The organism is Rhodococcus sp. T2V (assembly GCF_029269925.1).
GTDB classification, from domain to species: Bacteria; Actinomycetota; Actinomycetes; order Mycobacteriales; family Mycobacteriaceae; genus Rhodococcus_F; species Rhodococcus_F koreensis.
The window spans coordinates 1-20,902 of sequence record NZ_JARJBD010000093.1 but is presented as its reverse complement, the minus strand read 5'-3'; the positions used below and the strand labels follow the sequence as shown (position 1 = coordinate 20,902).

The window sequence follows — 20,902 nt, the reverse complement described above, 5'->3', positions numbered from 1 at the left end:
GGGTCACTCCGTGCGTCGCTCACCGTCCCCGTGGGCGTTGCCGGTGCGTAGGGCGATCAGGGCTGCGGCAGCGAGGAAGATGCTGCCGGTCAGCAGCGCTCGCTGAAACCCGAAGGTGAGCGCCTCGGGCACAGGCGAATTCGCCGCGAGCAGACGCTGGGAATACGAGGTGGCGATTGCGGCGAAGATCGCCAGACCGAGCGCGCTGCCGACTTGCTGCGAAGCGTTCAGCAACGCCGCCGCGAGCCCCGCCTCGTCGGCAGGCACCCCCGCGTTGGCTGCGGTGGTGACGCCGACGAAGACGGCACCGAGGCCCAGCGACACGATCATCAGCCCCGGGAACAGATCGGCGAGATAGGAGCCGTCGACCGGGATCCGGGACAGGTAGAACAGGCCCGCCGCCGCCACCAGCGCGCCCACCACGGTGACCGGGCGGGTTCCGATTCGCGTGAGCAATTGGGAGCAGAGTCCGGCCGCGACGCCGACGCCCAGACAGAGCGGAAGGTACGCCGCCCCGGTCTGCATGGGGGAGTAGCCCAGAACGTTCTGCATGTAGAGGGTGAGGAAGAAGAACATCGCGAGCAGACCGGCGAACGCGATCAGCCCCGTGACATTTGCCGCCGCCAGGCCGTTGATGCGGAAGATCGACAGCGGCAGCAGTGGATCGGGGCTGCGCTGCTCGTTCACCACGAACGCGGCGATCAGGACGAACGCTCCGGCCAGCGCGCCGATCGTGCGGGCCGACCCCCACCCCTGGTCGGGCGCCTCGACCAGGGCGTAGACGAACATCAGCATGCCGCCGGTGCCGAGCGCACCACCCACCAGGTCGAAGTCCGCGAACCTGGCGCGGCGGCGGTCGTCGGGAATCAGCGCGTACACCGCGGGAAGCACGAGAGCACACGCCACCGGGTTGACGAACAGCACCCATCGCCAGCCCGGGCCCTCGGTGAGCACACCACCGAGAAACACGCCGACCGCGGACGCGAGACCGCCCACGCCGGCCCAGACACCGAGCGCGGTATGGCGTTCGGACCCTTCCTCGAAGGTCGTCGTCAGGATCGACAGCGCAGCCGGAAGCATCAGCGCCGCACCCACACCCTGTGCCAGCCGGGCGCCGATCAGGATCTCCGCGTTGCCCGCGAAACCACCGGCCAGCGAAGACAATCCGATGACGACCGTGCCGGCGACGAGAACGCGACGGCGGCCGAGGAGGTCGGCGAGGCGACCGCCGAGCAGCATGAACCCGCCGTAGGTGACGAGATAGCCGCTGGGCACCCACTGCAGTTGCTGCACCGAGAAGTCCAGGTCGCTGCGTATGTCGGGCAGCGCGATGTTGACGATGGATGCGTCGACGAAGTCGAGAAAGGCCACGGCGCACAACAACGTCAGGGTGAATCTGCCGCGGGCGGTGGAGAGAAGCGGGGGTGCCGCAGTCGAGTGTCGTGATCCGGACGTGCCGGTGATCGAGGTATCCATGTCGAAGCCTTCCTGTGCTCTCGGGTTTCGTGCGGGCGGTGCGGCGCCGTCGGCCGTCACTTCTATGACCGACAGCCCGGCGGCGATGTGACCGCGCGCAGGCCGCGGCGCGAGTACTGTCGGAACCCGGCAGGTCACGGAAACGGGAGGCTGGCATGGCTGGACGGTTCGAAGGCACTGTGGTGATCGATCGCCCCATCGAGGAAGTGTTCGAGTACCTCGCCGCCGGGGTCAACGACCGGGAGTTCAGCCCGCGGGTCCAGGAGATCGTGAAGAAGACGGACGGTCCTCCCGGAGTCGGCACCGTCTTCGTCAGTACCGTCAAGGACGCGGGGATGACCACGAAGCGTGAGTTCGAACTCACCGAATTCGAGGCGCCGCGGAAGATTCGCTGGGCGGAGCGATCGAAGAATTCCGTGATCGCGAAAGAGGGCGGTTACGACCTCGAACCGTCGGGCGCGGGCACCAAGGTGACGATCTTCAATGTGCTGGAGGGTCACGGAATCGGGAAACTGATCGCGCCCCTCGCACTTCGAGCGGCCCGCAGGGACGCGCCCGCATTCGCACAGCGAATCAAGGCTGCCGCGGAGAAGTGACCGGATCTACCGTGCCGGAATAACGAGCGCCAGTATCTGATCGACGCCGTCGGCGAGGGCGTCCGCCGCCGAGTCGTCGCCCGACAGATACCGGGCGAGACTCTGCTGGAACAGCCCGTCGAACACGGCGTACATGGTGGGCGGGGCGATCGTGATCGTGCGTCCCGCCAGTTCCGCGTACCGGGACACGATGCGCCAGATCATGTTTTCGAGACTCTTGTCGATCGCGGCGACGTCTGCGCGGAACGACTCCTCGAACAGCGACTGCGAGCGGAGGTCGTACCAGAGGCGATGCATCGAGGCCTCGCCGCGGAGCGAATCCACCAGTACCCGGCCGAATCCCGCCTTCAGCTCCTCGGGCGTCTGCGCGGTGGCGACCACGCCGTCGTAGCGCGTGACGCAGCGCGCCTTGTAATGGCGGACGCAGTGCGTGATCAGATCGACCTTGTCGCTGAAGTAGTAGTGCAGAACGCCGTGCGAGAACTCGGAGTTCTGGGCGATCTCCCGAAGGCTGGTGCGGGCGTAGCCGAGTTCCGAGAGGGTCTGCAACGCGGCTTCGGCGAGTTGATCCCGGCGCTCGGCGAATTTGTCGACCTGGCGGCGCGAGACCCGGTCGGCGTTCTTCTCGGCGACGGGTGTCACGGCATTCTTCCTGTTCGGCTCGCGGAGTCCAGCACGGTGAGCATCAGTCTAGCCCGCGTTCCTTGACGACTGTGTAACAAAAGCTTGACAGTCGTCAAGGGAATTCTTGACAGTCGTCCAAAGTCGAATACGCTGTGATCCACACCACAATGCGAACAGTGTCTCGTGACGTGGTTTCCGCGAATCGTCTCGGTGCGAAGGCAGGTCGGAATGAGCGTGCGTGATCTTGCAGGACGAAAAGCGCTGGTCACCGGTGGCGCGAAGGGTCTGGGGGCCGGAATGGCCGCCGCCCTCGCCGAAGCCGGTGCGGCGGTCGTGATCGGCGACGTCCTCGAGGAAGAGGGACGCGCGACTGCCGACTCACTCGGGAAGTCCGGTGTCGACACCGGATTCGTGACCCTCGACGTCACCGACGACGGCAACTGGGAACGCGCCGTCGCTGCCACCGTGGAGCAACTCGGCGGACTCGACCTCCTCGTCAACAACGCCGGCATCGAGATCTCGTCACTCGTGGTCGACATCGACCCCGCCGACGTCCGCCGGATGTGCGACGTGAACATCCTCGGTGTCGCGCTCGGCCTGAAGCACGGTCTGCGCGCGATGCGTCCCGGGGGTGCCGCGGGCGCGGGAGGGTCGATCGTCAACGTCTCCTCGGTGGCCGCCACCATCCCCTTCCCTGGCATCGCCGGCTATTCCGCCACCAAGTCCGCCGTCGACCGGCTCACCCGGGTCGCGGCGCAGGAAGCGGGAAAACTGGGGTACGGCGTCCGCGTGAACTGTGTGTACCCCGGGCTGGTCGCCACGGAGATGGGACTCGGGCTGGCCGCCGACATGGAGCGGCTCGGATTGTGGCCCAGCGCCGACGCCGCGGTCGCCGACGTGATCGGCCTGACCCCGCTCGGGCGGCTCGGTGAGGTCGCGGACATCGCCGACACCGTCGTCTTCCTGGCTTCCGACGCCGCCCGCTTCGTCACCGGAATCGGCCTGCCGGTCGACGGTGGCATGGGCATGTAATTCGACCGCTCCGGCTCTCCCCGCATTCACCGAAAGGCACGTCATGACCGACAAGAAGCCCGTCATCGTCTACGGAGTCTCCGGTTACACCGGACGGCTCGTGTGTGAATACCTGCGCGAGTTCAACATTCCGTTCATCGCCGCCGGCCGGGACAAGAAGCGAATTCAGGAAGTGGTCGACCGGATCCCCGGCCTGGACACCGTCGACCACGAGGTCGTCGAGGTGGAACACACCGTTCCGGCGCTGACGGAGCTGTTCAGCGGCGCGCGGGTGGTCAGCAACATGGTCGGCCCGTTCATCAAGCACGGCGCCGTCGTCGTCGAGGCGGCCCTCGCCGCGGGATGCCACTACACCGACACGACCGGGGAGCAGGACTGGGTTCTGGACGTGCAGGCGAAGTTCGGCGACCAGTTCGCGGAGAAGGGGCTGCTCCTCTCTCCCGGCGTCGCCCAGATGTACACCACCGGCGAGATCGCGGCGAACATCGCGCTCGAGACGCCGGGGCTGGACACCCTCGACATTCTGGTGCTGTGGAAGGGTTTTCCCACCTACGCGTCCACGCAGACGATCTTCACGATCCTCAAGGCCGACTGGTACTACCTGGAGCAGAACCGGTACGTGAAGTGGGACCCAGGTACCACTTTCGACGTCGTGGTGCCGGGACAGCACCAGATGGCCCTCGCGCTGCCGTGGGGCGGCACCTGCCACCCCGTGTGGTTCAAGGACGATCCGCGGGTGGCGAACGTGAAGGCGGCCGGCGGCGTGTTCGACCGCTCCGTGATGGAGGGCGTCGTCGCGACCCAGAAGATGGTCGAGGAGCAGATCAAGACCCTCCCCGCGGACGAGCAGGACGCGGCGCTCGCGGAGATCGCCGGCTCCGTGCAGGCGGGGATGCCGCCCAGGGAGAACCCACGCGTCAACACGTCGCTCGACTCCGTGTACGCGTCGGGTCCGCTCGGCCGGGCGCACTGCGTCATCCACGGAAACTGCAACTACAAGCAGACGGGTCTCCTGCAGGCGTACGCCGCGCACTCCCTGTTGCAGCAGCCCCCGAAGCGAACCGGCCTCGCATCGGCGTGTCAGGCATTCGGGCATCGCGAACTCCTCGGAGCCCTGCGCAGTTTCGGCCTCGTGATGGATCCGGTGCTCACCGTGCAGAGCTGATCGTCCCGGCCGCGACCGTCAGGAGGACCGCGCCATGCGATTGACCGACTACCTCGACAAGGGTGCCTCGCTCGGACCGTCGTCGCCGTGTCTGACGATGGGCGAGCGGACGCTGTCATATGCGGACGTCCAGGACCTGAGCCGGCGGGTCGCCGCGGCGCTGGCACGGTCGGGGATCGCCGCCGGCGACAAGGTGGCCGTGCTGTCCGGCAACGACCCGACCGCATTCTCCTGCGTATTCGGGATCAGCCGGGCGGGGGCGGTGTGGTGCCCGATCAACCCGCGGAACGAGGCCGCGGAAAACAGGGACCTGCTCGACCTCTTCGACTGTCGCTGCCTGATCTTCCAGAGAGCGTTCGCGCCCTTGGTCGATCGGATCCGTCAGGAGCTGCCGCTGCTCACGACGCTCGTGTGCCTCGACGGAGACGAGGCGTACGCCGACTCGTTCGACACCTGGCTGGGGACCGAACGCCTCGACGCCGGGCCCGTCGACGACCTCGCGCTGATCGTCGGTACCGGCGGGACGACGGGACGTCCGAAGGGCGTGATGCTCACCGGCCGGAACATCGAGACGATGTCGGCGCTGACCCTGATGAGTTACCCGTTCGACGGCAGACCGGTGTACCTCGCCCTCGCGCCGCTGACCCACGCGGCGGGTGTCCTGTGCTTTCCGATCCTCACCCTCGGCGGGCAGGTGGTCATTATGCCCGCGCCCGACCTCGGGCAGTTCCTCGCGCACATCGAACGGGACCGCGTCACCCACACCTTCCTCCCGCCGACCCTGATCTACATGCTGCTCGACCACGCCGATCTGGAGACGACGGACCTCGGTTCGCTGCAATGCTTCTGGTACGGCGCGGCGCCGATCTCGCCGACGCGGCTGAGCGAGGCGCTGACCCGGATCGGGCCGGTGATGGCCCAGCTGTTCGGGCAGAGCGAGGCGCCGATGATGATCGCGACGATGGCGCCGAAAGACCACTTCGACGAGAACGGCTCGGTGGCGACCGCCCGGTTGAGTTCCGCGGGCCGGCCCTCCCCGCTGGTCACGGTCGCGATCATGGACGGGCAGGGAACCCTGCTGCCGGCCGGGCAGCGGGGCGAAGTGGTCGTGCGCAGCTCACTCGTCATGACGGGGTACTACAAGAATCCCGTTGCGACGCAGGAGGCGTCGGCACACGGCTGGCATCACACAGGCGACATCGGGTACCTCGACGAGGACAACTTCCTGTACATCGTCGACCGCGCCAAGGACATGATCATCACCGGCGGATTCAACGTCTATTCCGTCGAAGTGGAACAGGCGCTCATGGCGTACCCGGGCATTCAGGACTGCGGGGTGATCGGGCTCCCCGACGAGAAATGGGGCGAGCGCGTCGTCGCCGTCGTCCAGACGCGAACCGGACAGCCTGTCGAGGCCGACGTGCTCGCGGCGTTCGTGAAGGCGCGCATCGGCAGCGTGAAGACGCCGAAGGAGATCCTGGTCTGGCCCGATCTGCCTCGTTCGAAACTCGGGAAGGTCCTGAAGAACGAGATCAAACAGCAGTTGCTCGGCTGACGGCGGACGCCCCGGCAGGCGGGCCTGGAAACGCGGGGGACCGGAACGTGGGATTCGCGGTGAGTGGCGATACTGTCGGGTGATGGTGAATGGGCACGTACTCAGCAGGGAACGGCTCGCCGACGCGCTGGCACGCTTCGAACCACGGATCGTGGACCCGACGAACCGGCGGTCCGCGGCGGTCGTGATCGCCGTGATGAACGACGGTGCGGACGGTCAGGCCGTTCCGCTGACCATGCGCCCGAGCAAGATGCGTGCGCATCCCGGGCAGTTCGCGTTGCCGGGTGGCGGGGTGGATCCGGGGGAGACCGGCGAGGACGCCGCCCGGCGCGAACTGCACGAGGAACTCGGCCTCGACGTGGAGCCGTCCGCGGTGCTCGGCAGGCTCGACGACTACGTCACCCGCTCCGGGTACGTCATCACGCCCTTCGTCGTGTGGTCGGAGCAGTCGATCACCTCGCTCGTCCCCAACCGCGAGGAAGTGGCGGAAGTGTTCTCGGTGGGCGTTGCCGAGATCGATGCCGAGCCGCGATTCGTGGAGATCCCCGAATCGTCGAAACCGGTGATCCAGTGGCCGTTCCGGCGTCACCTCGTGCACGCCCCGACGGGCGCGGTCGTGTACCAGTTCCGTGAGGTCGCACTGCACGACCGGCACACCCGGATCGACGGTTTCGACCAACCCGTCTTCGCCTGGCGGTAGGCGGCCGCGCTCACCGGGATACGCGACTAATCTCACAGTCCGTGACCTTCTTCGAGTCTCTCGCCCGCACATTCGACCGCACCGGTGTCGACCCCGTCGTCTGGCACGCTCCGCCGCCCCCTCCGCTCACGGGAGTGCTCGCTCCCAACGGAGTGCTCGACGGCGTGCACCGCTGGGCCCTGCCCACCGGGGAGGGGCCGGAGGACGTGGCCGTCGATCACGACGGCCGGGTGGTCACCGGAGGCAACGACGGCCGGATCTGGCGGTTCGACAGCCGCGGCGACGCCACCGAACTCGCGAACACGGGTGGGCGGCCCCTCGGGGTCGAGGTCCTCGACGACGGCCGGTATCTGATCTGCGACGCCGAGCGCGGCGTGCTGAGGGTGGACGAGAAGGGGCGCGTCGACGTGCTCGCCGACACCGCGGTCGGGCGCCCGCTCGTGGCGTGCAACAACTCGGCTGTCGGCCGCGACGGCGTCGTGTACTTCACCGACTCCTCCGCGCACTTCACGATCACCGACCACCGCTACGACCTCCTCGAACACCGGGGGACCGGCCGTCTGCTGCGTCTCGACCCGCGGACCGGGGAGACCGACCTCCTCGCGGAGGGACTGCAGTTCGCCAACGGCGTGGGACTGGCCTCGGACGAATCGTTCGTCCTCGTCGCCGAGACCGGCTCGTACCAGATCTCCCGCGTCGACCTGACCGGACCGTCGCAGGGCCGGACGTCCGTGTGGGCCGAGAATCTGCCCGGCATCCCGGACAACATGACGTCCGAGACCCGCGACGGGCTGTTCTGGGTGGCGCTCTACAGCCCGCGGATGCGGCTGCTCGACCTGCTCGCGCCGTACCCGGCGCTGCGCATCGTCGCGGCGAACCTGCCCGAAGCCGTCCAGCCGAACCCGGTGCACGCGGGCTGGGTGGTCGCCCTCGATCGGCGTGGCGGGATCGTGCACAGCCTGCGCGGCGGCAAGGGCAGTTACGCACCCGTCACCGGTGTGCGGGAGCACGACGGGTGGCTGTACCTGGGAAGTCTGACCGCGGACGCCGTCGCGCGGGTTCCGCTCCCGCCACGACCGGACATCGCTGCGGGCGAGTGAGAAGGGCCTGACCTGCTCCGATGGATTCTCCGGGGGACGATCGGCGGACCACCGCCGCGGTTGTGGAAGAGTGGCGAGAGCGGTGCGACGAGCGCCCGAGAACAGGTCCGCACTCGACGCTGGGGAGGCATTGGTGAATTCGGTGGACCGGGACACTGTGCGGTCGGACCGGATCGTGACCGTCCCGAATCTCCTGAGCGTGGTGCGCCTGCTCGGAGTGCCGCTGTTCGTGTACCTGCTTCTCGTCACCCACTCCGACGGGTGGGCCCTCGCGATCCTCATGATCAGCGGCTTCACCGACTGGCTCGACGGCAAGCTCGCCCGGATCCTCGACCAGTCGTCGAAGCTGGGTGCGCTGCTCGACCCGTTCGTCGATCGCCTCTACGTCGTCACGACGCTGGTGACGTTCGTCGTGCGCGGATTCATCCCGTGGTGGGTGGCGGCGATCCTGATCGGCCGCGACGCCGTTCTCGCGCTGACACTGCTGATCTACCGGCGGCGCGGACTGCCACCCCCCGACGTGATGTACCTCGGCAAGGGGGCCACGTTCCTGCTCATGTTCGCACTGCCGATCACCCTCGCGGCGCAGGGCGACTGGAGCATCGCCACCGTGGCGGAGCCGCTCGGCGCTGCGCTGCTGATCTGGGGCACGGTGCTGTACGTGTGGACCGGGCTGCTCTACACCGTCAACGCGCTGACCCTCGCGCGCACCGTTCCCGCGCGAGGATCGGGCGGCGACGAACGCGAGGTCCGCTGATGACACGCACCGAGTCCGGCGTCCGCAGGAATCCGGTGCCGTCCCTGCTGCAGTCTCTGATGAACGATCATCTGGACCCCGGCTACGAGGGCGCGGCCGAGGATCGCGAGCACGGACATTCGCGGCAGACACGGGTCGGCCGGCAGGTGTGGATCGCGATCGGCGCACTGCTCGTGGGCCTGGTGCTGTCGGTCGCCTACCGTCAGGCCACCGAACGCATCCCGGGCACCGAGCAGGTGCGGACCGAACTCCTGAGCAAGGTGCAGGACGCGGAGGACCGGGCGGGCGCCCTCGCGGCGACCCGGGACACGTTGTCGGCACAGGCCGACGACGCCCGCGCCGTCGCGCTGGCCGGCGACGCCCGCGGTGACGCACTGCTCGACGAGCTACACGGGCTCGAGGGGGACGCCGGGCTCGAGGCCGTGCACGGTCCCGGACTGACCGTGACGCTCACCGACCCCGCAGCCAAACCCAACCTGTCCGACTCGTCCCAGCGCAGTGTCGGGGGGAAGGCGGTGGTGCTCGATCGCGACCTGCAGTCGGTGGTCAACTCGCTGTGGGCGGGCGGCGCCGAGGCCATTGCGGTCGGCGACGTGCGGATCGGCCCGTCGGTGACGATCCGGCAGGCGGGTGGCGCGATGCTCGTGGACAATCAGCCGGTGTTCTCGCCGTACGTGGTCTCCGCCATCGGCCCGCAAGGGCCGATGCAGACCGGATTCGTGGTGAGCGACGCCTACCTGCGGATGTCGAGCGTGGCGCAGTTGTACGGCATCGGATTCACGGTCGCGGAGGCCGACGATCTCCACTTGCCCGCCGCCCCGGCGCGGGAAGTGCGGGCAGCCCGGGAAGCAGGAACACGATGACAACGGCGGAGTCGGATGGAGGCGTCACACGAATGAAGGCAGCACTGAAGGGCGGATCCGCGATCTACGGGGTGCTCGCCCTGGTCGTGGGAATCGTGCTGGGGGTGGTGTTCAGCCCGCAAGTGCCCGACGCAGTGCAGCCCTACCTGCCCATCGCCGTCGTCGCCGCGCTCGACGCGGTGTTCGGTGGATTGCGCGCATATCTCGACGAGATCTTCGACTCGAAAGTGTTCGTCGTCTCGTTCGTCTTCAACGTCCTCGTGGCGGCGCTGATCGTCTGGCTCGGTGACCAACTCGGTGTCGGAACCCAGCTGTCCACCGCGATCGTCGTCGTCCTCGGCATCCGCATCTTCGGCAACGCGGCCGCGCTGCGGCGGCGTCTGTTCGGGGCGTGATCGCGACGTGAGCGGGCACGAGGGCAGGCACGAACTGCACGGCAACGAACCCACGACGTCGCGGCGCTCACACGTCGTCTTCGCGCTGCTGGCCGCGCTCCTGCTCGGCGGGCTGGGAATCGCGATCGTGACGCAGGTGAAGAACACCGGGTCCGGCGACACGCTCGACTCGGCGAGCCCCGCGGATCTGCTGGTCGTCCTGGACACGCTGAATCAGCGGGAGGCGGCCCTGCGGCAGGAGATCGCATCGCTGGAACAGACCTTGGCAACCTTGCAACAGAGTGGCAGTTCCGGGGCGGCACTCGACGAGGCGCAGGCCCGGTTGACGGCCCTGTCGATCCAGGTCGGGAGCGCACCGGCCACCGGCCCCGGCGTGACGATGCGCATCACCGACCCGAACAAGGGCGTCGGATCCGAGGTCCTGCTCGACCTCGTCCAGGAACTGCGCGCCGCGGGGGCCGAGGCCGTGCAGATCCAGGGGGCCGACGGACCGCCCATCCGGATCGGCGTCGACTCCTGGGTGTCCGGCTCGGCGGGCGGCGTGTCGGTGGACGGCCGCAAGGTGAACGCCCCCTACGGAGTTGTCGCCATCGGTGATCCGCCGACTCTGGCGGCGGCCCTGAACATTCCCGGCGGGGTGGTCGACACGGTCGCGCGCAGCGGTGGGCAGTTGACGATCGAACAATCGCAGCAGGTCACGATCTCCGCCTTGCGGGAGGCGAAACCTCGCCAATACGCTCAGCCCGGAAATTGATCTTCGCATCCGCCCGCGGATTGCCATCGAAAGGACGCCACTGTGAGTGAGCTCGAAATCCCCGCCGATCGTCGGTACACCGCCGAACACGAGTGGGTCGAGCGGACGGGGCCCACGACGGTACGCGTCGGCATCACCGATTTCGCACAGTCCCAGCTCGGCGACGTCGTGTTCGTCCAGCTTCCGGCGGTCGACGAGGACGTGACGGCGGGAGAGTCGTTCGGCGAGGTGGAATCCACCAAGAGCGTCTCCGACATCTTCGCCCCGCTGACGGCGAAAGTCGTTGCCGCCAACGCGGATCTGGACGGCAACCCGGAACTCGTGAACTCCGACCCCTACGGGCAGGGGTGGCTGGTGGAACTCGGTGTCGACGACGAGGCGGCCCTCGACGCCGCACTGGCCGAAATGCTGGACGCCGCCGGGTATGCAGACATCACGGCAGGATAATTTCCCGCCGAACACGCGAAGCGGAAATCGGATAGTTTCGGAAGGTGCCGACAGCCCGGAAAACGGGGTTGCCGGGGAAATCCGCTGTCGGAATACCGGTTCGTAATGTACTGGCGGCCTGTCTCACTACACGCACCGGCGTGCGCAGGGTACGGTCAATGTTGAACGCATGTGCCGTGTCGGGGCGCAGGTCCGTAGTTTGAATGTGATCGTGGGAGTTTGCACAGAAGTTAATGTGCACGGGAACCGAATTATGTAGTACCGAGTGGCATTGCGTAGTCCAGCGAATCTTGCTGGATGATCGAACTAGGAGGAGAAACGGTGAGCGAGAACGGCAACGACGCGGTCTATGGGGAGACGCCGGCGGAAACCACGTCGGTCTTCCGCGCGGACTTTCTCAATGAGCTCGACAACTCCTCGGCAACCCAGGCTCCGGAAGCTCCGGTGTCGGGTGTGGAGGGACTGCCCGCGGGCTCTGCTCTGCTCGTCGTCAAGCGTGGACCGAACGCAGGGTCGCGCTTCCTGCTCGACCAGCCGACGACGTCCGCAGGACGGCATCCCGACAGCGACATCTTCCTCGACGACGTGACGGTCAGTCGTCGTCATGCGGAGTTCCGCCAGGAGGACGACGAGTTCCAGGTGGTCGACGTCGGCAGCCTCAACGGCACCTACGTCAACCGCGAGCCGGTCGACTCGGCAGTCCTCGCGAACGGCGACGAGGTGCAGATCGGCAAGTTCCGGCTGGTCTTCCTGACCGGACCCCGGACCACGGCCGGTGGCTCGCAGATCGGTGAGACGTCAGCTGGTGCGGGTAGCCAATGACGGCGGTGCGGCAGCAGCAGGCGCATTCGGGGATGTCGATCGGCTCCGTGCTGGATCGACTGCGCCCCGATTTTCCTGATGTGACGATCTCGAAGATCCGATTCCTCGAAGCCGAGGGTCTCATCAGCCCGCAGCGCACTCCCTCGGGGTATCGGCGATTCTCGATCGCCGACACTGAACGACTGCGCTACGTCCTGACGGCGCAGCGCGATCAGTATCTGCCGCTGAAGGTCATCAAGGAGCAGCTCGAGGCCATCGACAGAGGTGTGGCCACGGTCGGCGCAGGCGATTCTTCGCCGCGCCGGCCGCGCGCGCTCACGGTGGCCCCGGGCGAGGTGTCCCCGGAGGAATTCCGCACCGACCGCGAGGTGCGGATCAGCCGCGACGATCTGATCTCCCGGGCAGGGATCGACGAGAAGTTCCTCGTCGAGCTGACCCGAGGCGGCCTGGTCGTTCCCGGGCCTGCGGGGTTCTTCGACGAGGACGCGGTGACACTGGCGCGCACCGCGAGAGCGATGTCCGAGTTCGGACTCGAGGTGCGGCACCTGAGGGCGTTCAAGCTGGCCGCCGACCGCGAGGCCGGGTTGGTCGCGCAGATCGCCGGGCCCGTCGCCAAGGGCCGCGACGCGGGCGCGCGTGATCGCGCCGAGGAGATGGTGCGCGAGCTGGCCGCGTTGTCTCTGACGTTGCACACCTGCCTGGTGAAGTCGGCAGTCCGAGGTGCGCTCGATCGGTGAGGTGAGTTCGCCGGCGGTCCCACCTCGGAACTTCCCAACGACGCTGCGCTCGAACGGCTGTACGGTCGAAGAGCAGACACGAATCGAATAGAATCCTGGTACGGCATTGTGTGCCGCGGACGGACCATTGCAGGGTGGAGGCAGACGCGATGAGCGAAATGCACGTGATCGGAGTTCGTGTCGAGCAGCCCCAGAATCAACCTGTCCTGCTGCTGCGGGAAACCGATGGCGAACGGTACCTGCCCATCTGGATCGGGCAGACCGAGGCCACGGCCATCGCACTCGAGCAGCAGGGTGTCGAGCCGGCGCGTCCGCTGACCCACGACCTGATCAAGAACCTGATCGAAGCGTTCGGACGCACCCTGAAGGAAGTTCGCATCGTCGACCTCCGCGAGGGCACGTTCTACGCCGACCTGGTGTTCGACCAGAACACCCGCGTCTCGGCCCGCCCGTCCGATTCCATCGCGATCGCACTGCGCATCGGGGTCCCGATCTTCGCCGAGGAATCGGTGCTCACGGAGGCCGGTCTGGTCATGCCCGACGAGCGTGAGGACGAGGTCGAGAAGTTCAAGGAATTCCTCGAGTCCGTGTCGCCGGACGATTTCAAGGCCACCGACGGCTAGGTTTCCCCAGCGGAAGAGCCGTCGGCGCAGTAATGGTTGAGGTTCTTCCGGCGCGTTGCGTTGACCCGGTCTCCTCGGAGTCATAGCGTTCGGTGCAGTGATTTTCTGCCCTGCAGATTGTATCGGGCGTACGCTGAGTAGGTTCAGGGTACGGACTAGCTCGATGTCACTGGTGGCGCTTGCGCCGCTCGATGTGCTGCGGATTGCCGTGGACACTGGCGACGCGCGTCACAGGCGCACTGATCGTCGGGTTCAGTGCAACATGCGAGAGGGAGTAGTCAGTGGGAGATCGGCCGCAGGAGAATGCGCTGAATCTTGCGCCCGGCGACAACGTTGCCGAGCCCGAGTTCAGCTCCGAGGAGATCCAGCCGGGCCTCTTCCCGGACGATTCCGTGCCCGACGACCTCGTCGGATACCGCGTCCCCATCGCCTGCCAGATCGCGGGAATCACCTACCGTCAGCTCGATTACTGGGCTCGCACATCCCTCGTGGTGCCGTCCATTCGTGGCGCGGCCGGGTCGGGCAGCCAACGGCTGTACTCGTTCAAAGACATCCTTGTCCTCAAGATCGTCAAGCGCCTGCTCGATACCGGAATATCCTTGCAGAACATTCGCGTGGCCGTCGATCACCTCCGTAAGCGCGGGGTGCGGGACTTGGCCAAGATCACACTTTTCTCGGACGGGACCACGGTCTACGAGTGCACGTCGGCCGAGGAAGTCGTCGATCTGCTCCAGGGCGGGCAGGGTGTGTTCGGTATCGCGGTCAGTGGTGCAATGCGCGAACTGACCGGCACCATCGCCGATTTCCCGGCGGAGCGCGCCGACGGCGGTGAGAGCGAGCAGAGCCCCGAGGACGAGCTGGCGTCGCGGCGCAAGAACCGCGCGAGCCGCAAGACCGGCTAGACCGCAACCCCAGGAGCGCGGCGCTGGTGGCGCCGCTGCCTGTGCTCGTGGCATAGACTGGCGGTGCGTCGACGCCGTGCGGGAGAGTTCCGGGCACTGCATGCACAGCAGCATCGTGCGTGCGGGAGTTCGGGCGCCGAAGGAGCAACACCTCCCCGTCAATCTCTCAGGCAAACAGGACCGTGCGGGCTCCGACGCCTCTGGAAAGCGGTGGGAGCACCCACCCGCCCACGGGGAAAGGACCGTGTTCGCACGCGAACGACGGTACCGAATCTCTCAGGCGCTCGACCCGAGCAGGCGACAGAGGGGGAGGGGCGTTCCGCAGAGCGGGGCGTGTCCTGATCCTCCGAACTGCTTGGGAGTTGTCGTGATCGACGCTGGAAGCCGTACATTCGCCGATCGTCATGTCGGCCCGAACGCTGCGGAACTCGCGCACATTCTCGAACTGGTCGGAGCCGATTCGCTCGACGACCTCGCGTCGAAGGCCGTTCCCGCCGTAATCCTGGACGGGGTCACGGGCGGCATCGCCGACGGCCTCGAGGCCCTGCCTGCACCGGTCTCCGAGCACGAGGCGCTCGCCGAACTGTCCGCACTCGCCGCGCAGAACACCGTGGCGACGTCCATGATCGGGCTCGGCTACTACGACACCCTCACCCCGCCGGTTCTGATCCGGAACATCATCGAGAACCCGGCCTGGTACACGGCCTACACGCCGTACCAGCCCGAGATCAGCCAGGGCCGCCTCGAGGCCCTCCTCAACTTCCAGACGATGGTCGCCGACCTGACCGGCATGGAGGTCGCCAACTCGTCGATGCTCGACGAGGCCACCGCCGCCGCCGAGGCGATGACCCTGCTGCGCCGGGCGAGCAAGAGCAAGTCCCCGAGATTCGTCGTCGACGCCGACCTGTTCCCGCAGACGCTGGCCGTCGTCGAGACCCGGGCCGAGCCGCTCGGCATCGAGATCGTGGTGGCCGACCTCTCCGCCGGCCTGCCGGACGGCGACTTCTTCGGTGTCCTCGGTCAGATGCCCGGCGCATCCGGCCGCATCGCCGACTACACCGACGTGATCGCCGCGGCCCACGAGCGCGGCGCACTGGTCGCGGTCGGGGCGGATCTGCTGGCGCTGACTCTCCTCACCCCGCCCGGCGAGATCGGGGCCGACGCCTGCTTCGGGACCACCCAGCGGTTCGGTGTCCCCATGGGCTTCGGTGGCCCGCACGCCGGCTACCTGGCCGTGCACACCAAGCACGCACGCCAGCTTCCCGGCCGCCTGGTGGGCGTGTCCGTCGACGCCGACGGCGACAAGGCGTACCGGCTGGCGCTGCAGACCCGCGAGCAGCACATTCGCCGTGAGAAGGCGACCTCGAACATCTGCACCGCGCAGGTGCTCCTCGCGATTCTCGCGGCCATGTACGCCAGCTACCACGGCGCCGAGGGCCTGAAGGCGATCGCCCTGCGCGTGGCGAACACGGCACACTCCCTGGCCGCCGCGCTCCGCAGGACCGGGGCCGTCGTCGTGCACGAGCACTTCTTCGACACGATCCTCGTGCGCGTCGACGGCCGGGCGGCGGACGTGGTGGCGAAGGCGAAGGACGCCGGCATCAACCTGCGGCTCGTCGGCGCCGATCACGTCGCGGTCGCGTGCGACGAGGCCACCACCGACGACGACATCGCCCACGTGCTGGCGGCGTTCGGCGGCGACGGCGCCGTGGCCCCCGAGGCGGGCACGTCCGTCCCGGACGCGCAGCTCCGCGGATCCGACTACCTGCAGCACGAGGCGTTCACCCGATACCGCACCGAGACGGCGATGCTGCGCTACCTGCGTGCGTTGTCCGACAAGGACATCGCACTCGACCGGAGCATGATCCCGCTCGGCTCCTGCACGATGAAGCTCAATGCCACCGCCGAGATGGAAGCGATCACCTGGCCTGCGTTCGCCGGACTGCACCCGTTCGCGCCCACCGGAGACACCCCGGGCATTCTCCGCATCATCAAGGACCTCGAGAACTGGCTCGTCGCCGTCACCGGCTACGACGCCGTCAGCCTGCAGCCGAATGCAGGCAGCCAGGGCGAGTACGCCGGGCTGCTCGCGATCCGCAACTACCACCTCAGCCGCGGCGACGATCACCGCGACACCTGCCTCATCCCGTCGAGTGCCCACGGCACCAACGCCGCATCGGCGGTCATGGCCGGGATGCGCGTCGAGGTCGTCGCGTGCCGCCCGAACGGTGACGTGGACCTCGACGACCTGCGGGCGAAGATCGCCGACCACGCCGAGCGCCTCGCGGCGATCATGATCACTTATCCGTCCACCCACGGGGTGTACGAGCACGAGATCGCCGACATCTGCGCCGCCGTCCACGACGCAGGCGGACAGGTGTACGTCGACGGCGCCAACCTCAACGCCCTGGTCGGCCTGGCCCGGCCCGGACGGTTCGGCGGCGACGTCAGTCACCTCAACCTGCACAAGACGTTCTGCATCCCGCACGGCGGCGGTGGCCCCGGTGTCGGTCCGATCGGTGTGCGGTCGCACCTCACACCGTTCCTGCCCGGACATCCGCTCGCACCCGAACTCGGCGCTGCGGGCCCGGTCTCCGCCGCCCCGTACGGCAGCGCGTCGATCCTGCCCATCACGTGGGCGTACATCCGGATGATGGGCGCCGTCGGACTGCGGCGCGCCAGCCTGACCGCCATCGCGTCGGCCAACTACATCGCGCGCCGCCTGGACGAGTACTTCCCCGTCCTCTACACCGGCGAGGGCGGAATGGTGGCCCACGAGTGCATCCTCGACCTCCGGCAGATCACCAAGGACACCGGTGTGACCGTGGACGACGTCGCAAAGCGCCTCGCCGACTACGGTTTCCACGCCCCGACGATGAGCTTCCCGGTGGCGGGCACGCTGATGGTGGAGCCCACCGAGAGCGAGAACCTCGAAGAGATCGACGCCTTCTGCGAGGCGATGATCGCGATCCGCGCCGAGATCGACCGCGTGGGCTCGGGGGAGTGGACGGTGGACGACAACCCGCTGCGCGGGGCCCCGCACACGGCAGGCTGCCTGGCGGCGGAGTGGAACCACCCCTACACCCGTGAGACGGCGGTGTTCCCCCGCGGCAAGGCCAGGCCGAAGGTGTGGCCCGCGGTGCGGCGCATCGACGGCGCGCACGGCGACCGCAACCTCGTGTGCTCCTGCCCGCCGATCTCCGCGTTCGAAGGCGCCTGACACTGTGGGCCCGTCCCGCTTCGACGGGGCGGGCCCACCGCGGTCAGTCCGCGCGCACCAGTTCGAGGATCGTGATCTCCGGTGGGGCGCCCACCCGCACGGGCGGGCCCCACGCACCGACACCGCGGGTCGTGTACAGGACGGTGTTCCCGATGCGGTCGAGTCCCGCCACCGACGGCTGCTGCAACGGCACCAGATAATTCAGCGGCCACATCTGGCCGCCGTGCGTGTGCCCCGACAGTTGCAGGTCCACACCGAGATCCGACGCCTCCAGGGCCTGCCGCGGCTCGTGCGCGAGGAGCACGACGAACGTCGACGGATCGCGTCCCGCGAGCGCGGCGGGAAGGTCCGGTTCGTACGGCGCCGGCGACGAATAGTCGTGGATGCCCGCGATGTCGATGGCGGCGCCGCCCCGCGTGATGGTCGCGTGCTCGTTGCGCAGCGTCCGGATGCCCAGTCGGTCCCACACGTCGAGCCACCGGCCACCGTCGTCGGCATAGAACTCGTGGTTGCCGCTGACCCCGAACACCCCGAGCGGGGCGTCGAGGTCGCCGAGCGGCTGTAGGTCGGGCGCAACCTTCGCGACGGTCCCGTCCACCAGGTCGCCCGCGATCGCGACGAGATCCGGCCGCTCCGCGTTCACCAGATCGACCACACGGCGTGTGAAATCGACCCCTCGCGCCGGGCCGACGTGCAGGTCGGAGACGAGCGCCACGCGCACACCCTCGAACTCGGCGGGGAGGCGCTGCAGCGGAACCCGGACCCGCACGATCCGTGGACGAGCGGCCTCTCGCACCCCGTATCCGGCGGCGCCGACGGCACCCACCACCACGACCGCGGTGGCGATGCGCAGACCTCGTCGACGCGACAGATCGATCTGTTCGTCGCGTCCGCTGCCGCGCAGGCGGGCGAACAGCCGGGTGAGCAGCGACACCAGGGCGACCAGGAGAAGTCCGAGCACCAGATAGAACATCGCGCCGAGCCACACCCAGCCCACCCAGCCCGGTGGACGCGCCCATCCCGGGTCGAAGGCTTCGCCGCTGCCGACGCCGATCACGGCGAGAACCCACGAGGCGACGAGGGTCACGTCGACGACCACCGACCAGGGGCGCCCCACACCGGTGGCCCGGACGAGCCGCCGATGAAGCCACCAGGTGACGAGCGCGAGGAAGACCGCGAAGACCAGGAGTCTCGTCACGACAGCAGCTTGCCGATCGCGGTCGGCAACGCCGCTCCGTCCGAAGACGTGACCTTCTCCAGGGACCCGCCGGTGCGATCGGCGAGTGCCTGCAACGTGTTGAGGTCCGGATTCTCGCCGATCGTCACCACGTCGATGCGGACCGGCTTCGACGTGCTCGAGGCCGCGGCGATGGCCGACAGCAGATCCGCGCGCGCGACGGAGTCGTCGTTGGCGCCGTCGGTGACGAGCAGGACCGAATTGGTGCGGCCCGGCGTGTATCCGTCGACCGCGCTCTTGTACGCGGCCTCGAGGGACGTGTAGGTCGAGGATCCGGTGGCGGACTTCGCCTTGGCGAGCCTGGCGTCGAGGGCCTGCCTGCGGGTGCCCTCGGTGAATCCGCCCGCCGACAGCGGACCGGTGGCGACCACGGTCGTATACGGCCGGGACCCGTCGAGGGTGGTGCTGTACTCCCACAACCCGAGGTTCGACGAGTCCGGAGAACGATCCACCTGGGCGGCCAGCGCCGCCGTCGTGTTCGCCAGTCGCGTCGCCGTCCCCTCGCGTTCGCCCATCGAACTGGAGACGTCGAGCAGGATGGTGGACGTGCGCGGCGAGATCGGATTCCGGATCACCTGCATCAGCTCGGCCGCAGCGGCGGCGTCCGCAGGAAGCAGGGTGGATTCAAAGCCGGGGAAGGCCAGCGTGGTGTCGTCGGGGCGGGCGAGCCCCTCGACCCGGAAACCCGCGTCGGCCAGGACCTGCGCCTGTTCGGGGCGACGGACGAATTCCGCGAACTGCGCGGCGGCGCGGCTCTGCGTCTCGTCGACGGACGGGCCCGCCAGGACGGCCGCCGGGTGATCTGCCACGGGTGTCGGGCCTTTCGGCATCGTCGCGGTGATGTCTGCTCCGGGTGCGTCGCGCAGGGCCCGATAGACCTGCTGTTCGGTGGTCGCGACCGCATGGATGGCGGAGGTGGCGGGGTCGCCCTGCGCGGCCAGCGCGGTGAGCGCCTCCCGCGTCGTCGCGGGTTTCGTCCCCGTCGACGCCTCGTAGCCGAGCGCCAGATCGGTGAGTGCCGACGTGACGGGAACGGAACGCGCCTGCTCTTCCGTCACCGGGCCGGTGCTGCTTCCGGTGACGGCGGCAGCGACCGCTTCGACGGCCATCTCCGTACTCTCGGCGCCCGGACCGACGGGAAGCGCCAAGCCCAGGTTGCCCCAGCCCGGCAGACCGAGAGTCGCGAGGGAATCGCGGCCCGTCTGCAGGGACGGCAAGTCCTTCCAGTCGAGCGCCGCCGTGCCCGGCGCGTTCGCGAACGCGGTCCGGACGGCGAGGACCACCGGGCTGGTCGCCAGCGGACGTGCCTCACCGCTGATGACCCCGGTCGCCGACACCTGCTTGACGGAATGCGAGCTGGACGGAATCCACAGCGCGGGGCGGGGGCCGAATGTCGCTGCGTCCCACGGGCCGTCGGGGCCCGCGGACAGGGCGTCGCGCACGGTGTCGGACGCGACGGCAGTGACCGTCACCGACACGCACTGGTCGCGTATCACCGGCGCCGTCTCGGTGTAGCGGTCGGCGAGAGTCTGCAGCTGGGGTGCGATGTCGGGATCCGCCGCGACCGCGAGCACCGATCCGCCTTCGACGCAGGCGTCGGCGGCCGCCGCTCCCTGATCGTTGATCCGGTCACGCAGTTGGAACCAGCCCAGCACGCCGAGCACGAGCACGACGACGAGACCGAGCACGATCAAAGGCCCCTTGCTGATACCCCTGGCGCGCGATTCGCCGCGATGCTGCCCCACGTGATTTCCAGCCCCTGTCCGACGAGTTCGACGTTGACCCTCGCAGTGTAGTGATGCGCGGGGTCACCCCCCGATACGTGAGTGGCAAAGCGTGTGGGGGCACGCTTCGCCACTCACCTGGGGGACCGGGTCAGGCGTTGGCGGCTTTGTAT

General features: G+C 68.2%; 20 protein-coding genes and 1 riboswitch. Of the genes, 16 read left to right on the top strand and 4 right to left on the bottom strand.

The window, feature by feature from the left end; translation table 11 throughout:
* Positions 1–3: 3 nt before the first annotated feature.
* Positions 4–1,476 carry an MFS transporter gene (locus tag P3H15_RS43380; RefSeq protein ID WP_276142946.1) on the bottom strand — a complete coding sequence of 491 codons (1,473 nt, stop codon included), beginning with the start codon at positions 1,474–1,476 and terminating at the stop codon, positions 4–6.
* Positions 1,477–1,631: 155 nt separating this feature from the next.
* On the opposite strand from P3H15_RS43380, the gene P3H15_RS43375 reads away from it, so the two are divergent.
* Positions 1,632–2,072 carry an SRPBCC family protein gene (locus tag P3H15_RS43375; protein WP_276142945.1) on the top strand — a complete coding sequence of 147 codons (441 nt, stop codon included), beginning with the start codon at positions 1,632–1,634 and terminating at the stop codon, positions 2,070–2,072.
* 6 nt (positions 2,073–2,078) lie between these two features.
* On the opposite strand, the gene P3H15_RS43370 is transcribed toward P3H15_RS43375, so the two are convergent.
* Entirely contained in the window at positions 2,079–2,714 is a 636-nt protein-coding gene (locus tag P3H15_RS43370) for a TetR/AcrR family transcriptional regulator (RefSeq protein WP_276142944.1), read from the bottom strand.
* Positions 2,715–2,924: 210 nt separating this feature from the next.
* On the opposite strand from P3H15_RS43370, the gene P3H15_RS43365 reads away from it, so the two are divergent.
* The 15 genes from P3H15_RS43365 to gcvP all read left to right on the top strand — a co-directional run bounded on the left by P3H15_RS43365 (position 2,925) and on the right by gcvP (position 17,768).
* Positions 2,925–3,728: an SDR family NAD(P)-dependent oxidoreductase gene (locus tag P3H15_RS43365; RefSeq protein WP_095863994.1), complete on the top strand. Its 804-nt coding sequence runs from the start codon at positions 2,925–2,927 to the stop codon at positions 3,726–3,728.
* Positions 3,729–3,771: 43 nt separating this feature from the next.
* Complete coding sequence (locus P3H15_RS43360; RefSeq protein ID WP_276142943.1) at positions 3,772–4,893, top strand: DUF5938 domain-containing protein; 1,122 nt, start codon at positions 3,772–3,774, stop codon at positions 4,891–4,893.
* 34 nt (positions 4,894–4,927) lie between these two features.
* Complete coding sequence (locus tag P3H15_RS43355; RefSeq protein ID WP_276142942.1) at positions 4,928–6,448, top strand: long-chain fatty acid--CoA ligase; 1,521 nt, start codon at positions 4,928–4,930, stop codon at positions 6,446–6,448.
* A gap of 82 nt (positions 6,449–6,530) precedes the next feature.
* A complete protein-coding gene (locus P3H15_RS43350; protein ID WP_276142941.1) occupies positions 6,531–7,148 on the top strand; it encodes a CoA pyrophosphatase in 618 nt (205 codons plus the stop codon).
* Between the two features lie 41 nt (positions 7,149–7,189).
* Positions 7,190–8,248, top strand: a complete 1,059-nt coding sequence (locus tag P3H15_RS43345; protein ID WP_276142940.1) for an SMP-30/gluconolactonase/LRE family protein — start codon at positions 7,190–7,192, stop codon at positions 8,246–8,248.
* Positions 8,249–8,381: 133 nt separating this feature from the next.
* Positions 8,382–9,005 carry a CDP-alcohol phosphatidyltransferase family protein gene (locus P3H15_RS43340; protein WP_276142939.1) on the top strand — a complete coding sequence of 208 codons (624 nt, stop codon included), beginning with the start codon at positions 8,382–8,384 and terminating at the stop codon, positions 9,003–9,005.
* On the top strand, positions 9,005–9,868 hold the full coding sequence (locus P3H15_RS43335; protein WP_276142938.1) for a DUF881 domain-containing protein: 864 nt from the start codon (positions 9,005–9,007) through the stop codon (positions 9,866–9,868). The genes P3H15_RS43340 and P3H15_RS43335 overlap by 1 nt, the downstream gene beginning before the upstream one ends.
* Positions 9,869–9,900: 32 nt before the next feature.
* Positions 9,901–10,263, top strand: coding sequence for a small basic family protein (locus tag P3H15_RS43330; RefSeq protein ID WP_072941841.1), 363 nt, complete (start codon positions 9,901–9,903; stop codon positions 10,261–10,263).
* A gap of 7 nt (positions 10,264–10,270) precedes the next feature.
* Positions 10,271–11,017, top strand: coding sequence for a DUF881 domain-containing protein (locus P3H15_RS43325; protein ID WP_072941838.1), 747 nt, complete (start codon positions 10,271–10,273; stop codon positions 11,015–11,017).
* 42 nt (positions 11,018–11,059) lie between these two features.
* Positions 11,060–11,464 carry a glycine cleavage system protein GcvH gene (gene gcvH / locus P3H15_RS43320; RefSeq protein ID WP_276142937.1) on the top strand — a complete coding sequence of 135 codons (405 nt, stop codon included), beginning with the start codon at positions 11,060–11,062 and terminating at the stop codon, positions 11,462–11,464.
* Positions 11,465–11,785: 321 nt separating this feature from the next.
* Positions 11,786–12,286, top strand: coding sequence for a glycogen accumulation regulator GarA (gene garA, locus P3H15_RS43315; RefSeq protein ID WP_009473579.1), 501 nt, complete (start codon positions 11,786–11,788; stop codon positions 12,284–12,286).
* Positions 12,283–13,023, top strand: coding sequence for a MerR family transcriptional regulator (locus P3H15_RS43310; protein ID WP_012687892.1), 741 nt, complete (start codon positions 12,283–12,285; stop codon positions 13,021–13,023). Before garA ends, P3H15_RS43310 begins: the two co-directional genes overlap by 4 nt.
* A 149-nt stretch (positions 13,024–13,172) precedes the next feature.
* Positions 13,173–13,646 (top strand): bifunctional nuclease family protein, encoded by a 474-nt coding sequence (locus tag P3H15_RS43305; protein ID WP_072941833.1) that lies wholly within the window; start codon positions 13,173–13,175, stop codon positions 13,644–13,646.
* A gap of 308 nt (positions 13,647–13,954) precedes the next feature.
* The gene (locus P3H15_RS43300) at positions 13,955–14,548 is read left to right on the top strand and encodes a MerR family transcriptional regulator (RefSeq protein WP_225929661.1); all 594 of its coding nucleotides are present in this window, start codon (positions 13,955–13,957) and stop codon (positions 14,546–14,548) included.
* Positions 14,549–14,617: 69 nt separating this feature from the next.
* A riboswitch (glycine riboswitch) is annotated at positions 14,618–14,741 on the top strand.
* Positions 14,742–14,915: 174 nt separating this feature from the next.
* Positions 14,916–17,768, top strand: coding sequence for an aminomethyl-transferring glycine dehydrogenase (gene gcvP, locus P3H15_RS43295; protein WP_276142936.1), 2,853 nt, complete (start codon positions 14,916–14,918; stop codon positions 17,766–17,768).
* 43 nt (positions 17,769–17,811) lie between these two features.
* Here the strand turns inward: gcvP and P3H15_RS43290 are convergent, their stop codons facing one another.
* A complete protein-coding gene (locus tag P3H15_RS43290; RefSeq protein ID WP_276142935.1) occupies positions 17,812–18,966 on the bottom strand; it encodes a metallophosphoesterase in 1,155 nt (384 codons plus the stop codon).
* Complete coding sequence (locus P3H15_RS43285; protein WP_276142934.1) at positions 18,963–20,750, bottom strand: substrate-binding domain-containing protein; 1,788 nt, start codon at positions 20,748–20,750, stop codon at positions 18,963–18,965. Before P3H15_RS43285 ends, P3H15_RS43290 begins: the two co-directional genes overlap by 4 nt.
* Between the last annotated feature and the right edge of the window lie 152 nt (positions 20,751–20,902).

Excerpts from the sequence above, each read along its gene's own strand:
- P3H15_RS43380 (WP_276142946.1), bottom strand. The coding sequence starts at position 1,476 with ATGGATACCTCGATCACCGGCACGTCCGGATCACGACACTCGACTGCG.
- P3H15_RS43375 (WP_276142945.1), top strand. The coding sequence starts at position 1,632 with ATGGCTGGACGGTTCGAAGGCACTGTGGTGATCGATCGCCCCATCGAG.
- P3H15_RS43365 (WP_095863994.1), top strand. The coding sequence starts at position 2,925 with ATGAGCGTGCGTGATCTTGCAGGACGAAAAGCGCTGGTCACCGGTGGC.
- P3H15_RS43360 (WP_276142943.1), top strand. The coding sequence starts at position 3,772 with ATGACCGACAAGAAGCCCGTCATCGTCTACGGAGTCTCCGGTTACACC.
- P3H15_RS43355 (WP_276142942.1), top strand. The coding sequence starts at position 4,928 with ATGCGATTGACCGACTACCTCGACAAGGGTGCCTCGCTCGGACCGTCG.
- P3H15_RS43350 (WP_276142941.1), top strand. The coding sequence starts at position 6,531 with ATGGTGAATGGGCACGTACTCAGCAGGGAACGGCTCGCCGACGCGCTG.
- P3H15_RS43335 (WP_276142938.1), top strand. The coding sequence starts at position 9,005 with ATGACACGCACCGAGTCCGGCGTCCGCAGGAATCCGGTGCCGTCCCTG.
- P3H15_RS43330 (WP_072941841.1), top strand. The coding sequence starts at position 9,901 with ATGAAGGCAGCACTGAAGGGCGGATCCGCGATCTACGGGGTGCTCGCC.
- P3H15_RS43310 (WP_012687892.1), top strand. The coding sequence starts at position 12,283 with ATGACGGCGGTGCGGCAGCAGCAGGCGCATTCGGGGATGTCGATCGGC.
- P3H15_RS43305 (WP_072941833.1), top strand. The coding sequence starts at position 13,173 with ATGAGCGAAATGCACGTGATCGGAGTTCGTGTCGAGCAGCCCCAGAAT.